The following is a 14690-nucleotide window of genomic DNA, read 5'->3' as shown; positions in this document are numbered from 1 at the left end:
GACAGAATAACCTTTGCGTCGAACTTGCGGAGGCAGAAAAGCAGATCAAAGATGAATGACTGCCAGGTCCAGCCGGCCATAATCCCCCTCGCCGTGTTCACTTCTGGGCGGAATATGGTGGGTTTTCATTACCTGATCCCCTTGCAAGGTTTCCAGGTGAATGTCGAAGCCCCAGAGGCGGTGCAGGTGCTTGAGTACTTCGTCGGTGGAATCGCCCAGCGGTTTGCGGTCGTGTTGCTGGTGACGCAAGGTCAGAGAGCGGTCGCCACGCCGGTCGATGCTGTAGATCTGTATGTTGGGTTCGCGATTGCCCAGGTTGTATTGCGCCGCCAGGGTTTCGCGAATGGTTCTATAGCCTTCTTCGTCGTGTATCGCCGGAACCAGCAGATCGTCTTTCTGATCGTCATCGAGGATGCTGAACAGTTTTAGGTCGCGGATCACCTTGGGCGAGAGGTACTGCAGAATGAAACTCTCGTCCTTGAAACTGCTCATGGCGAATTTGATACTGGACAGCCAGTCGGTACCGGCGATTTCCGGGAACCAGCGATAGTCCTCTTCGGTGGGGTGTTCGCATATCCGGCGGATATCGCGATACATGGCAAAACCCAAGGTGTAGGGGTTGATTCCGCTGTAATAGGGGCTGTCGAAACCGGGCTGAAACACCACGCTGGTATGGGAGGTCAGAAACTCCATCATGAAACCGTCAGTGACCAGGCCTTCGTCATACAAGTCGTTCATCAAAGTGTAATGCCAGAACGTTGCCCAGCCTTCGTTCATCACCTGGGTCTGGCGCTGTGGATAAAAATACTGGGCAATCTTGCGTACGATCCGCACGATCTCGCGCTGCCAGGGCTCCAGCAACGGCGCGTGTTTTTCGATGAAATACAGGATGTTTTCCTGAGGTTCGGCGGGGAAGCGTGCATTGTCCTTGTCGCTGTACTTGTCCGCGCCTTTTGGAATGGTCCGCCACAAATCATTGATCTGCTTTTGCAGATGCTCTTCCCGATCCTTCTGCCGACGGCGTTCTTCCTCGGCGGAAATCGGATAAGGACGTTTGTACCGGTCGACTCCGTAGTTCATCAGGGCATGGCAGGAATCGAGCAAGTCTTCTACCGCGTCGATGCCATGGCGTTCTTCGCACTGCATGATGTACTGCTTGGCGAACACCAGGTAATCGATGATCGAGCTGGCGTCGGTCCAGGTGCGGAACAGGTAGTTGCCTTTGAAGAAACTGTTATGGCCATAGCACGCGTGAGCTACCACCAGAGCCTGCATGCAAATGGTGTTTTCTTCCATCAGATAGGCGATGCAGGGGTCCGAATTGATCACAATCTCGTAGGCCAGCCCCATCTGGCCGCGACTGTAGGATTTTTCGGTGCTGAGGAAATGTTTGCCATAGGACCAATGGTGATAACCCAAGGGCATGCCGACAGAGGCATAAGCGTCCATCATCTGCTCGGCGGTGATCACTTCAATCTGGTTGGGATACGTATCCAGCGCGTAGCGGGCCGCGAGACGACTGATTTCGCGGTCGTAGGCCTGGATCAGCTCGAATGTCCATTCGGAGCCGGTGGAAATGGGTTGGCGCTTCTGCTCTTTGGCGGTCATGTCACTAACCTGCGCTGGAAGAGTTCACGAAAGACCGGATAGATATCCCCGGCCGAGACCAGTTGCTGCTGGGCAAAAGTGTCAGAGAAGGCTTCGGCGATGCGTTCGTATTCGAACCACAGGGCCTGATGTTCGCGCGGGGTAATCTCAACATAAGTGTAGTACTGCACGTACGGCATGATCTGATTGATCAGGATGTCGCGGCAGATCGGCGAATCGTCGTTCCAGTTGTCGCCGTCTGACGCTTGGGCGGCATAGATATTCCATTCGTTGCTCGGATAACGCTCGGCCATGATCTCTTGCATCAGTTTCAAGGCGCTGGAGACGATCGTGCCGCCGGTTTCCCGAGAATAGAAAAACTCCTCCTCATCCACTTCGCGGGCGCTGGTGTGGTGGCGAATGAATACAACGTCGATTTTGTCGTAGTTCCGCTTGAGGAACAGGTACAGCAGGATGAAGAAGCGTTTGGCGATGTCCTTGGTCGCCTGGGTCATGGAGCCGGATACGTCCATCAAGCAAAACATTACTGCTTTGGAGCTAGGGTTCGGCTGCTTGATCAGCAGGTTGTACTTGAGGTCGAAGGTGTCGAGAAATGGCACTCGGTGAATGCGCGCACTGAGTTTCTCGATTTCTGCTTCGAGGTCCTGGATATCGCCGAAGTTGTCCGGTTCTTCCCGTTTCAGCCGCAGCAGTTCCTCTTTGGCTTCGCGCAGCTTCGCCCTGCTGCTGCCGGACAAGGCAATGCGCCGGGCATGGGCCGAACGCAGCGTACGGATAATGTTGATCCGTGACGGGTTGCCTTCGTTGCTGATACCGGCGCGTACGGTCTTGAAGGTGTCGGTACCGGTCAGGTGGCGTTTTACCAGGTTAGGCAGTTCAAGGTCCTCGAACATGAATTCGAGGAATTCCTCCTGGGTAATCTGGAAGACGAACTCGTCCATCCCTTCGCCGGTGTTACCGGCCTTGCCAGGGCCTCTGCCGCCGCCTCCTCCTGGCGGGCGGGCAATGTGCTCACCGCTGGTGAATTCCTTGTTGCCGGGGTGCACGATGGTTTGCTTGCCGCCACGACCATGGTGAAGCACCGGCTCGTCGATGTCGCGACCGGGAATGCTGATCTGCTCGCCGTGCTCCATATCGGTGATGGAACGCCGGCTGACCGCCTCTTCGACAGCCTTTTTGATGTGATCACGGTAGCGCCGCAGAAACCGCTGACGGTTTACCGTGCTCTTGTTCTTGCCATTGAGACGTCGGTCGATCACATAGCTCATAGGGAGCCCTCCGGGCAGCTACCAGTAACAAGCTTCAAGCTGCAAGCTCGAAGCTTTCAAAGCAAGCAGAGCCACGAAACAGGGCCTCAAGCGCCCATACGGTGTGCTTGAGGCTTGTAGCCTGCCGCTTGCAGCTGCCTCACTGCGATTTCCTGACCCGCAAGTACCACTCGGACAGCAGTCGTACCTGTTTGTCGGTGTAGCCCCGCTCGACCATCCGTGTGACGAAGTCGTTGTGCTTCTGCTGGTCCTCTTTGCTGGCCTTGGCGTTGAAGCTGATGACCGGCAGCAAGTCTTCGGTGTTGGAGAACATTTTCTTCTCGATGACCACCCGCAGTTTTTCGTAGCTGAGCCAGGTTGGGTTCTTGCCGTTGTTGTTGGCTCGCGCGCGCAGTACGAAGTTGACGATTTCGTTGCGGAAATCCTTCGGATTGCTGATGCCGGCCGGTTTTTCGATTTTCTCCAGTTCTTCGTTCAAGGCTACCCGGTTGAGGATCTCGCCGGTTTCCGGATCGCGGTACTCCTGATCCTGAATCCAGAAGTCGGCGTACAGCACGTAGCGATCGAAGATGTTCTGGCCGTACTCGCTGTAAGACTCGAGATAGGCAGTCTGGATCTCCTTGCCGATGAATTCGATATAACGCGGTGCCAGATACTCCTTCAGGAAGCGCAGATAGCGTTCGCGGGTCTCTGCCTGGAACTGTTCCTGTTCGATCTGCTGTTCCAGTACGTAAAGCAGATGTACCGGGTTGGCGGCGATTTCATGCGGATCGAAGTTGAAGACCTTCGACAGAATCTTGAAGGCGAAGCGGGTCGACAGACCGTTCATGCCTTCGTCGACACCCGCTGCGTCGCGGTATTCCTGGATCGACTTGGCCTTCGGATCGGTGTCCTTGAGGTTTTCGCCGTCATACACACGCATCTTGGAATAGATGTTGGAGTTTTCCGGCTCCTTGAGGCGCGAGAGCACGGTGAACTGCGCGAGCATTTTCAGGGTATCGGGCGCGCAATGGGCCTTGGCCAATGAGCTGTTGAACAGAAGTTTGTCGTAGATCTTCACCTCGTCGCTGACGCGCAGGCAGTACGGTACTTTGACGATATAGATCCGGTCGATGAATGCTTCGTTGTTCTTGTTGTTGCGGAAGGTGTGCCATTCCGATTCGTTGGAGTGGGCCAGCAGGATCCCGGTAAACGGAATCGCCCCCAAACCTTCGGTACTGTTGTAGTTGCCTTCCTGGGTGGCTGTCAGCAATGGGTGCAGCACCTTGATCGGTGCCTTGAACATTTCGACGAATTCCATCAAGCCCTGGTTGGCCCGGCACAGCGCCCCCGAATAGCTATAGGCATCGGCGTCGTTCTGCGGGAACTCTTCCAGTTTGCGAATATCGACCTTACCCACCAGCGCCGAGATGTCCTGGTTGTTTTCATCGCCCGGTTCGGTTTTCGCTACCGCGATCTGGTTGAGGATCGATGGATAGAGTTTCACCACGCGGAACTGGCTGATGTCGCCGCCGAATTCGGCCAGGCGCTTGGTAGCCCATGGCGACATGATGGTATTGAGATAGCGCCGGGGAATGCCGAAGTCTTCCTCGAGGATCGCGCCATCTTCAGTGGCGTTGAACAGACCCAGGGGCGACTCGAAAACCGGCGAGCCCTTAATGGCATAGAAGGGCACTTTCTCGATCAATTGTTTGAGTTTTTCGGCCAGGGACGACTTACCGCCACCGACAGGGCCGAGCAGGTAGAGGATCTGTTTCTTCTCTTCCAGACCCTGGGCCGCATGGCGGAAATACGACACGATCTGGTCGATGCATTCTTCCATCCCGTGGAAGTCTTCAAAGGCCGGATAGCGGCGGATCACCTTGTTGGAAAAGATTCGCGACAGTCTCGAGTTGGTCGAGGTGTCGAGCAGCTCCGGTTCTCCGATAGCCAGCAAGAGACGCTCGGCGGCGGAAACGTAGGCGCTGCGGTCCTTTTTGCACAGTTCCAGATACTCTTGCAGCGAGAGTTCTTCCTGGCGCGTGGACTCGAAGCGTTGTTGGAAGTGGCTAAAGATACTCATGACGTCACCTCGCTCGATACGTGGAGCCGACGCCGGATCACTCAGTCGATGCTGGCAGCAACCGAACAGGCAGTTGCTGTTTACCCCCCAGAACTCTCCCGGAGATGACAACTCCGAAAGCTACTCCCGATGACCCGTGCGCCGGTGTACCGGCTCTCCCCTGTTTTGGATGGCCTGCGCTTAAGGATAGTTGGGAATTTGGAAGGGAAATGCAAGATGCGTAATAAGTTGTGGCAGACCGTTCGTCTGTCACCGCGCTAGCCCGCGGGGACCGGGGCTTGCGCGCATTGAAAAAAATTATTCGGAAGTGCCTTGCGCCGTTTCCGAAGGATAAGTCGTACGCCACAGTTCGAAACCGCCATCCATGCTGTAGACGTCGGAGAAGCCCTGGCTGATCAGATAGGCCGCCGCGCCCTGGCTGGAATTACCGTGATAGCAGACCACTACCGTCGGCGCGTCCAGGTCGGCGCCTTGAATGAACGCATGCAGGGAATGATTATCCAGATGCTTGGATCCGGCGATGTGCAGTGCGGCAAACGTTGCCGGGTCACGGACATCGACCACCACCGCGCCTTGTTCGCGCAAGACTTGGGCCTGTTCTGGGGGGATACGTTTGAATTCGCTCATGGCGGGCTCCTGTGGCTCGGCTGAATGCGCAGTCTAGCGCGGGGCGTTGGCTGACGTTTGTTCGGGGATAGAGGCGGCGACCGGCGGCCGGGTATTGCCCCGGGCGTCACATTTACATTGCAGGCGCTCGCCGGTGTCGACGTTCATCAGGGTCATGGCGCCACCCCAGACGCAACCGGTGTCGAGCGCAAACAGGCCTGGCTCATTGCATTGGCCTTCGAGCGCCGCCCAATGGCCAAAGATGATCTTCAGGCCTTTGGTCTTGCGCTCCTTGTGGGCAAACCATGGCGCATAACCCGGCGGTGCGGTGTCGATGCCTTCCTTGCCCTTGAGGTCGAGTTTGCCGTCGCTGGTGCAAAAACGCATCCGGGTGAAATAATTGGTGATGACCCTCAGGCGGGCCGCGCCTTTGAGGTCGTTGTCCCATTTCACCGGTTCATTGCCGTACATGCCGTCAAGGTAAGGCGCGAAGCGACTGTCATCGTGCAGGGCGTCTTCGACTTCGGCGGCGCACTTCAAGGCTTTGCGCAGCGACCATTGAGGCGGAATGCCGGCATGGACCAGGGCGATATCGCGCTGCTCGTCGTAATGCATGAGCTTTTGTTGGCGAACCCACTCCAGCAGCTCCCCGCAATCGGGTGCTTCAAGAATCTCGCGCAGCGTGTCGGCCTTCTTCAGGCGTTCGATGTTTTGCCCGACCGCCAGCAAATGCAGGTCATGGTTGCCGAGTACACAGATCAGCGATTCGCGGATGCTATAAAGGAAGCGCAAGGTCTCCAGCGACTGTGGGCCACGGTTGATGAGGTCGCCCACCAGCCACAAGCGATCCTTTGCCGGGTCGAAAGCGACTTGCTTGAGCAGGCATTGCAGTGGCTCAAGGCAGCCTTGCAAATCGCCGACGGCATACGTTGCCATCAGTGCAAGGCTCCGGGTACGGCCAGGCGAAACGGAGCGATGACGGCGTCGAAATATTTACCGTCCGCGGCGACCATCTCATACGTGCCCTGCATCGTGCCGACCTTGGAGGTCATGACGGTGCCGCTGCTGTAGGTGTGGCTTTTGCCCACGTCGATCAACGGCTGCTGGCCGACGACGCCTGCACCACGAACCTCCTCGACATGCCCGTCACCGTCGGTGATCACCCAATGCCGTGAAAGCAGTTTGGCGGGCACCAGGCCATTGTTCTGTACGGTGATGGTGTAGGCGAAGGCAAAGCGATTTTGCTCGGGTTGCGATTGTTCTGCCAGATAGCGGGTGACGACGCTGACGTCGACCTGATAACGAGGATCGGACATGCAAAAGGCCTTAGAAACGAAGCGGGACGCGGGGCATAGCTGATAGAACTCAGTCTAGGCCAAGTATCGGGTAGTAAACCAGAGTGGCGTCCTACCCGATAGCGCTCATCGCCTGTCAGTCGGTGGCAGGCTTGTGCAGGGCTTGTTCGCTGAGCTTGTCGGCCAGGCGAACGAAGGCCGCCAGATCGAGCTGCTCGGGACGTAGGCTGCCATCGACGCCGGCGGCTTCGATTTCAGCGTTGCTCAGCAACAATTTCAGCGTGTTGCGCAGGGTTTTACGGCGCTGGTTGAAGGCTTCGCGCACGATGCGCTCCAGCAGTTTGTGATCTTTGGCTGGATGCGGAAGTACCGCGTGAGGCACCAGGCGCACGATGGCCGAGTCGACTTTCGGCGGCGGATTGAATGCCCCCGGGCCGACGTTGAACAGATGCTCGACCCGGCAATGGTACTGAACCATGATCGACAGGCGACCCCAGTCACCGCCGCCAGGTCCCGCCGCCAGACGCTCGACCACTTCTTTTTGCAGCATGAAGTGCATGTCACGAATCAGGCTTGCGTTGTGCAGCAGATGAAAAATCAGCGGGGTAGAGATGTTGTACGGCAGGTTGCCGACCACTCGCAGGCTGTTCGGCGCGGCGTCCAGGCTGTTGAAGTCGAACTTCAGTGCGTCGCCCTGATGCAGGTGGAAGTTGCTCTTGCTGGCGAACTGCTGGTTGAGGATCGGGATCAGGTCCTTGTCCAGCTCCACCACGTCCAGTTGGGCGCCGCTGTTGAGCAGGCCTTGGGTCAATGCGCCCTGGCCCGGACCGATTTCCAGCAGACGGTCTTCAGGTTTGGCGTGAATGGAACGCAGGATGCGGTCGATGACGCCGGCATCGTGCAGGAAGTTCTGGCCGAAGCGCTTGCGCGCCCGGTGTTGGTAATGCTCGGTCATAAACGGGTCTCGGCCATCTGGTAGGCGGTTTCCAGGGCGACTTGCAGGCTGCCGGTATCGATTTTGCCGCTGCCGGCCAGATCCAGGGCGGTGCCGTGGTCGACCGAAGTGCGGATGATCGGCAACCCGAGGGTCACGTTGACTGCCGCGCCGAAGCCTTTGTATTTCAGCACGGGCAGGCCCTGGTCGTGGTACATCGCCAGCACTGCGTCGCAGTGCTCCAGATATTTTGGGGTAAACAGAGTGTCGGCGGGCAGGGGGCCGCGAAGGTCCATGCCCTCGCCGCGCAGGCGCTCTAATGTAGGTTCGATGATGTCGATTTCTTCATGGCCCAGATGACCGCCTTCACCGGCGTGCGGGTTGAGTCCGCAAACCAGGATGCGCGGCTGGGCGATGCCGAATTTTTCTTGCAGGTCGGCGTGCAGAATCCGCGTGACCCGCTCCAGTCGCTCCGGTGTGATTGCATCGGCAATCTCGCGAAGGGGCAGGTGAGTGGTGACCAATGCCACGCGCAAACCGCGGGTGGCGAGCATCATCACCACTTGCGCGGTATGAGTCAGGTCTGCGAGAAATTCCGTGTGCCCGGAAAAGGCGATCCCGGATTCATTGATCACACCCTTATGCACAGGGGCGGTGATCATGCCGGCGAAATGCCCGTCGAGGCAGCCCTGGCCAGCACGCGTGAGGGTTTCCAGGACGAAAGCCGCATTGGCCTTGTCCAGGTGCCCGGCGGTGACCTTGGCGCTAAGTGGCGTATCCCACACATACAGGCTGTTGGCGGGTGCGGGAACGTCCGGCCAGCTGTCGGGTGTTACCGGCAGCAGATCAACAACCACGCCCAGCTGCGCGGCCCGCTCGATGAGCAGGTCGCGGCTGGTAATGGCAATCAGGGGATGTGGCTGAGCTTGCGAGGCGAGCAGCAGGCACAGGTCGGGACCTATGCCGGCCGGTTCGCCGGGGGTCAACGCGAAACGCTTGGGTTTCACTGCGTTGCCTGGTCTGCGCCAGGGAGCTTGATTTCTACATACGCTTCGTCACGGATCTGACGCAGCCAGGTTTGCAGCTCTTCGTCGTATTTGCGGTTACGCAGTACGGTCATCGCTTGTTGTTCACGGGCCTGGGTGGTGCTGTCGGTAGCGCGGCGACCAAGGACTTCCAGAACGTGCCAGCCATATTGAGTCTGGAATGGCTTGGACAGCTGACCTTGTGGTGTCTTGGCCATCACTTCGCGGAATTCCGGTACCAGTGCATTCGGGTCGATCCAGTTCAGGTCGCCACCATTGAGGGCGGAACCCGGATCTTCCGAGAAACTTTTCGCCAGCTCGCCGAAATCTTCGCCTGCTTCGATACGGGAATAGAGCGAATCAGCCAGAGCCTTGGTTTTTGCTTCGTCGCGGATCGGGCTTGGTTTGACCAGGATGTGACGCACGTGCACTTCGTCACGCACCTGGGTCTCGCCGCCACGCTTGTCGAGGATCTTCAAAATGATGAAGCCGCCCGGTGTACGCATAGGCTGGGTGATGTCGCCAACAGACATGGTGCTCAGCAGGCGATCGAACGGAGGTGGCAGTTGGGCGGCTTTACGCCAGCCCATGTCGCCGCCTTCCAGCGCGGTTTCGCTGGCGGATCTGGCGATCGCCAACTGACCGAAATCAGCGCCTTGCTTGAGCTGCTGGTACACCGCGTCGGCTTGTTTGGCTGCATTCTGAATCGCGTCGGAGTTGGCGCTTTCCGGGGTAGGAATCAGGATGTTGGCCAGACGGAACTCTTCGGACAGTTGCATCTTGCCCAGGTCGGACGCCAGGAAGTTCTTCACTTCCTGCTCGGACACCTGGATACGCTCGGCCACCCGGCGCTGACGCACACGGCTGATGATCATTTCGCGGCGGATCTGGTCACGAGCGTCGTCATAAGACAGGCCGTCGCGAGACAAGGCGGCGCGGAACTGATCGATCGACATGTTGTTGCGCTGGGCAATGGTGCCGACTGCCTGGTTCAGTTCTTCATCGGTAATGCGAATGCCGGAACGCTCGCCGATCTGCAATTGCAGGTTTTCGACGATCAGGCGCTCGAGCACCTGCTGATCCAGTACGCCCGCAGGTGGTACGGCGGCACCGCGCTTGGCGATGGTTTGCTGAACTTCACGAACACGCTGGTCCAGTTGGCTCTGCATGACCACGTCGTTGTCGACGATGGCCACCACTTTATCGATGGACTGTACCGCGGCGTTGGCCGCAGTACCCAGGAACAGCGCGCCCAGCAGCAGCGGGCGCAGACAATCAGAAAGCTTGGTCTTCACGTTCACGATAACCTTGGATGCCTTTGTCGAGGAAGCTCTCTACCTTGGCGCCGGTGAGGCCGCCGAGTCCCTTCAGAACAATTTGGAGGAAGACGCCGTGGTCGCCTTTTTCGTTTTCCGGGGCGTTCTGACTGAACTCGTCATAGCTGACCCAGTAACGGTTGATCAGGCGCAATTTCCAGCAGCAGTTGTCGTATTCGAAACCACCGAAGGCTTCCAGAGTACGGTTGCGGTTGTAGTCATACTGCCAGCGGCTGATAGCGTTCCACTGCGGCACGATCGGCCAGATCACCGAGAAGTCGTGCTGCTCGATCTTGTAGTAGTCCTTCACGTAGCCGGGAGTGCCCGGAGTGCCGTAGTCACCGCCGCCCACCGACCATTTGCCGGTGTTCTGGTCATAACGAACCTGGTCATTGCGATAGCGATAACCGGCGTTGATGACCTTGTTCGGGTTGTCTTCAGGCTGGTAGTGGAACATCGCGCTGCCCGAGCGAGGGCTGCGGCTGTCCGGGTCCCAGTTGTAATCGGCGGTGGTGCGCCAATCGCGGTTCCAGCGGTATTCGTATTCCAGCGCATAAGGCGAAACACTGGATTTTGCGTCGTCGCGGGTTTTCGCATCGATACCTGGCAACTGTACTTCGCGGTCCTTGAAGTAGAAGGCCTGGCCGACGCTGATGCGTTGACGTTCGAAGCCGTTGTCTTCAATCCAGCGGTTGGTCACGCCCAGCGACAGTTTGTTCTCGTCGCCGACACGGTCGGAGCCGGAGAAGCGGTTGTCGCGGAACAGCGAGGCGTAGTTGAAGGTGTATTCGCCTGTGTCGAATACCGGAATGTCTTCCTGGTCTTCCTCGGGTACATAGAGGTAAAACAGGCGAGGTTCCAGGGTCTGGCGATAGTTTTTGCCGAACCATTGGGTATTGCGATCGAAATACAGGCCGCTGTCGATACTGGCAATGGGTACGCCACGGTTTTGATTGCTGCTGAACGTACCATTGACACGGTCCGCCTCTGCATCCTGCAGCGCGATGTCGCTTTTACCTTTGCCGTCCAGATCCAGTTGGTACTGGGTGTACTGATACTTGAGCGATGGCTTCAGGAACCCATAGGTCCAGTTCAACGGCAGGCTGACACCTGGCTTGAGATTCAAACGGTCGCCGGTGGCGCGAGCCAGGCCGGTCACGTTGTTATCAAGACGCGGTTCGACGGTGCCATCTTCGTTAACGAAGTTGCCATTTTTCAAATCACGGTCGAACCGGACGATTTCAGTCTCGTAATCGAAATCCAGACCTTGCGGATGATACGGCAGCTGGCCATTGAAGGTGATCTGCGGCAAACGATCATACGGCGTGATGTTCGAAACGGTTGCCAGCTGATAAGCCTGGGCATTCAAGCGAGCGGTATAACTGTCGCCACGATAGGTGACAGAACCCTGCTGATTCACGAAGTCGGCACTTTTCACACCGATCTGATCAGTCTGCAGGTCCTGGAAGTAATACGGATCGCTGATCTTGGTGTAATCGACCTGAGTCATTACGCGCGAGTCCAGGCCACCCTTGTGCTGCCAGTTGTACATGTAGCGGGTTTCTTCGTAGTCGGTCTGCAGCTTGCGATCGTCATTCTCGTCGTTGAGGTACGCGGCGCCGAACTGACCTTCGCTGGACTTGGTCAGGTAGCGGAATTCGCCTTCCATCAACAGGCCACGCTTGCTCATGTAACGCGGGTACAACGTGGCGTCGTAGTTCGGTGCCAGGTTGAAGTAATACGGGGTAACGAGCAGGAAGCCGGTATCGCTGCCGGTGCCCACCGTCGGCGGCAGGAAGCCGGACTGACGACGGTCGTCGATCGGGAAGTAGATGTACGGCGTGTACAGAACCGGAATGTCCTTGACCCGCAGCGTCACGTTGGTCGCGGTACCGAAACCGGTCGCCGGGTTCAAGGTGATGTTGTTGCCCTTGAGCTGCCAGGCATTGCTGTCCGGTTCGCACGTGGTGTACGTACCATCCTTGAGACGGATGATCGCGTTCTCGGCACGCTTGGCGTACAGCGCGTTGCCACGGATACGCGATTTGTGCATCACGTATTCGGCGTTGTCGACCTTGGCTTCGCCGGTGTCGAGCTGCACGTCGGCGTGGTCGCCCACGATCAGTGCGCCGTTGTCGCGAATGCGCACGTTGCCGTTCAGTTCGCCACGGCTTTCGGCCTGGTACAGGTTCGCTTCGTCGGCTTCGGCCTGCATGCTGCCCTGACGCATGACCACGTCACCGGCCAGGGTAGCAATCTGCTCTTCCTGCTTATAGCGGGAAGCCTTGGCGCCGATAAAGGTTGGCGCGTCACTTTTATCCGTCTGGTCATTCATGCCAGGACGAATCGGTTCGATATAGGAACCAGCGCAGTAAGGACCGGTTTCGGCCAATTGCGCTGCGGTGAGCTTCTCGCGTGGAACCCAGTCGAGGTGACTGTAGTCTTCACTACGCGACTTCAGGCCACGGCCCTTGGACTCGGTCACCAGGACTGGTTTGGCGCCGGTGTCTGCGCTGGAGCCGGTATCTGCCGCAGCTTCGCCAGTGGCGGAAACTGTGCTGCCGTCATGGACTGGGCGTGGCGGCAATGCAGCGGCCGGTGCCTTTGGCGCACAATCCCAGGCGCCCGAAGCAGAGACTGAGCAGTCATACTGTTGCGCAGCGACCACGAACGAAGTGGCTAGAGGTTGCAGGGCCAGCAGACTGCCGGTAACCAACAACGGAAATTTTTTACGAAACGCGGGGGATTTCAATGCCATCTTATTAGTCCGGGCTTCCTGCGTGCCATCTGCCCGCGGTGTGGGCCGCACGCCTCTCGATGGTCTGAAAAAGATGCTGGATAATAAAGCATGACCCGCTTGACGGCTAGCGCCGTCGGAGACCCTTGCAATGCCTGACCAAGATGTACGCTTGCAACACCTGAAAGTTTGGCTCGATGAACAGTTGGCTATCCTCTATGCAGAACAAAGTTGGGGCGTTGTGCCCCCGGCCACGTTGACTGCGGCCAGTAGCGACGCGAGTTTTCGGCGCTATTTCCGCTGGGAAGGCGCAGGCAGAAGTTTTGTCGTGATGGACGCGCCACCGCCCCAGGAAAACTGCAAACCCTTCGTGGATATCGCTTTTCTGCTGGCGAAATCCGGAATAAACGTGCCGAAAATTTATGCCGAAGACCTCGAGCGGGGTTTTCTTTTGCTCAATGACCTGGGCAACAAGACTTACCTGGACGTGATCGACAGCGAAAACGCCGACGATTTGTTCAAGGATGCCCTGCAAGCACTGCTGGCTTTCCAGCAGTTGCCGATGGTGGCACCGCTGCCAAGTTATGACGTGGCGCTGCTGCGTCGTGAGTTGGAACTGTTCCCTGAGTGGTACGTGAAGCGCGAGCTGGGCATTGAGTTTGACTCGGCGCAGCAAACACTTTGGCAGCAGGTCAGCGACTTGCTGATCGACAGCGCTCTGGCCCAGCCCAAAGTCCTGGTGCATCGCGACTTCATGCCGCGCAACCTGATGCTCAGCGAGCCAAATCCCGGTGTGCTGGATTTCCAGGACGCGGTTTATGGCCCGGTGACCTACGACGTGACCTGCCTGTTCAAGGATGCCTTCCTCAGCTGGCCTGAAGAGCGCGTGCGCGGCTGGCTGGAAGATTACTGGCAGCAAGCAGGCGCGCTCGACATCCCGGTGCAGCCAGACTTTGAAGATTTCCTGCGCGCCAGCGACCTGATGGGTGTGCAACGGCACTTGAAAGTCATCGGTATTTTTGCCCGCATCTGCCATCGCGACGGCAAGCCGCGTTACCTCGGTGACGTGCCGCGCTTCTTTGCTTATATAGACACGGTCATCGCCCGTCGCCCTGAGCTGGCGGAGCTGGGTGAATTGCTGGCCAGTCTGCGTGCTGGAGCGACGGCATGAAGGCAATGATTCTGGCGGCGGGTAAAGGCGAGCGCATGCGTCCACTGACCCTGACCACGCCAAAACCGCTGGTTCGCGTCGGCGGAGCGCCCCTGATCGAATATCACCTGCGCGCATTGGCGACAGCCGGGTTCAGGGAGATCGTGATCAACCATGCCTGGCTCGGTCAGCAGATCGAAGATTATCTGGGCGATGGTTCGCGGTACGGCGTGAGCATTCAGTATTCGGCGGAAGGCGAGCCACTGGAGACCGGTGGCGGTATTTTTCGTGCTTTGCCATTGTTGGGTGACGAGGCCTTTGTGGTGGTCAATGGTGACATCTGGACCGATTACGATTTCAGCGTGTTGCATCAGCCCATCGCCGGGCTCGCTCATTTGGTATTGGCGGACAACCCGGCGCATCACCCAAATGGAGATTTCACTTTAATCGATGGCCATGTGCAGGACGGTCGACCGGATACATCAACCTTGACCTACAGCGGCATCGCCGTGCTGCATCCGCAGCTGTTTGGCGGGTGCTCGGCCGGTGCCTTCAAACTTGCGCCACTGCTGCGCAAAGCCATGGCTGACGGGCAAGTGACCGGCGAACGCCTGAATGGGCATTGGGTGGATGTCGGCACCCACGAGCGCCTGGCAGAAGTAGAAGCTCTGATAGAAGCGAGACGCTGA

The 14690-nt window shown here is 57.9% G+C and carries 12 protein-coding genes; 2 read left to right on the top strand and 10 right to left on the bottom strand.

The window, feature by feature from the left end; genetic code table 11:
* Positions 1-45: 45 nt before the first annotated feature.
* The 10 genes from FHW68_RS22335 to FHW68_RS22290 all read right to left on the bottom strand — a co-directional run bounded on the left by FHW68_RS22335 (position 46) and on the right by FHW68_RS22290 (position 12872).
* Positions 46-1608: a SpoVR family protein gene (locus FHW68_RS22335; protein WP_095630837.1), complete on the bottom strand. Its 1563-nt coding sequence runs from the start codon at positions 1606-1608 to the stop codon at positions 46-48.
* Positions 1605-2876: a YeaH/YhbH family protein gene (locus FHW68_RS22330; RefSeq protein WP_095630836.1), complete on the bottom strand. Its 1272-nt coding sequence runs from the start codon at positions 2874-2876 to the stop codon at positions 1605-1607. Before FHW68_RS22330 ends, FHW68_RS22335 begins: the two co-directional genes overlap by 4 nt.
* A gap of 139 nt (positions 2877-3015) precedes the next feature.
* Positions 3016-4938 (bottom strand): PrkA family serine protein kinase, encoded by a 1923-nt coding sequence (locus tag FHW68_RS22325; RefSeq protein WP_007904259.1) that lies wholly within the window; start codon positions 4936-4938, stop codon positions 3016-3018.
* Positions 4939-5235: 297 nt separating this feature from the next.
* Positions 5236-5565 (bottom strand): thiosulfate sulfurtransferase GlpE, encoded by a 330-nt coding sequence (glpE, locus tag FHW68_RS22320; RefSeq protein ID WP_183683148.1) that lies wholly within the window; start codon positions 5563-5565, stop codon positions 5236-5238.
* A 33-nt stretch (positions 5566-5598) separates the two neighbouring features.
* Positions 5599-6480 carry a symmetrical bis(5'-nucleosyl)-tetraphosphatase gene (locus FHW68_RS22315; protein WP_183683146.1) on the bottom strand — a complete coding sequence of 294 codons (882 nt, stop codon included), beginning with the start codon at positions 6478-6480 and terminating at the stop codon, positions 5599-5601.
* Positions 6480-6860 carry a Co2+/Mg2+ efflux protein ApaG gene (gene apaG, locus FHW68_RS22310; protein WP_183683144.1) on the bottom strand — a complete coding sequence of 127 codons (381 nt, stop codon included), beginning with the start codon at positions 6858-6860 and terminating at the stop codon, positions 6480-6482. Before apaG ends, FHW68_RS22315 begins: the two co-directional genes overlap by 1 nt.
* Positions 6861-6975: 115 nt before the next feature.
* Positions 6976-7794 carry a 16S rRNA (adenine(1518)-N(6)/adenine(1519)-N(6))-dimethyltransferase RsmA gene (gene rsmA, locus FHW68_RS22305; protein WP_095630833.1) on the bottom strand — a complete coding sequence of 273 codons (819 nt, stop codon included), beginning with the start codon at positions 7792-7794 and terminating at the stop codon, positions 6976-6978.
* Positions 7791-8780: a 4-hydroxythreonine-4-phosphate dehydrogenase PdxA gene (gene pdxA, locus FHW68_RS22300; RefSeq protein ID WP_095630832.1), complete on the bottom strand. Its 990-nt coding sequence runs from the start codon at positions 8778-8780 to the stop codon at positions 7791-7793. Before pdxA ends, rsmA begins: the two co-directional genes overlap by 4 nt.
* Complete coding sequence (gene surA, locus FHW68_RS22295) at positions 8777-10093, bottom strand: peptidylprolyl isomerase SurA (protein ID WP_095630831.1); 1317 nt, start codon at positions 10091-10093, stop codon at positions 8777-8779. The genes pdxA and surA overlap by 4 nt, the downstream gene beginning before the upstream one ends.
* On the bottom strand, positions 10074-12872 hold the full coding sequence (locus FHW68_RS22290; RefSeq protein ID WP_095630830.1) for an LPS-assembly protein LptD: 2799 nt from the start codon (positions 12870-12872) through the stop codon (positions 10074-10076). The genes surA and FHW68_RS22290 overlap by 20 nt, the downstream gene beginning before the upstream one ends.
* Before the next feature lie 130 nt (positions 12873-13002).
* Here FHW68_RS22290 and FHW68_RS22285 point away from each other — a divergent pair, with 130 nt between their 5' ends.
* Both FHW68_RS22285 and murU read left to right on the top strand, forming a co-directional pair.
* A complete protein-coding gene (locus FHW68_RS22285) occupies positions 13003-14022 on the top strand; it encodes an aminoglycoside phosphotransferase family protein (RefSeq protein WP_183683142.1) in 1020 nt (339 codons plus the stop codon).
* Positions 14019-14690, top strand: a complete 672-nt coding sequence (gene murU, locus FHW68_RS22280) for an N-acetylmuramate alpha-1-phosphate uridylyltransferase MurU (protein ID WP_183683139.1) — start codon at positions 14019-14021, stop codon at positions 14688-14690. The genes FHW68_RS22285 and murU overlap by 4 nt, the downstream gene beginning before the upstream one ends.

Origin of the sequence: Pseudomonas sp. Tn43 (assembly GCF_014192635.1) — a bacterium.
Classification (GTDB): Bacteria; Pseudomonadota; Gammaproteobacteria; order Pseudomonadales; family Pseudomonadaceae; genus Aquipseudomonas.
This window is presented reverse-complemented; position numbering and strand designations above follow the sequence as displayed.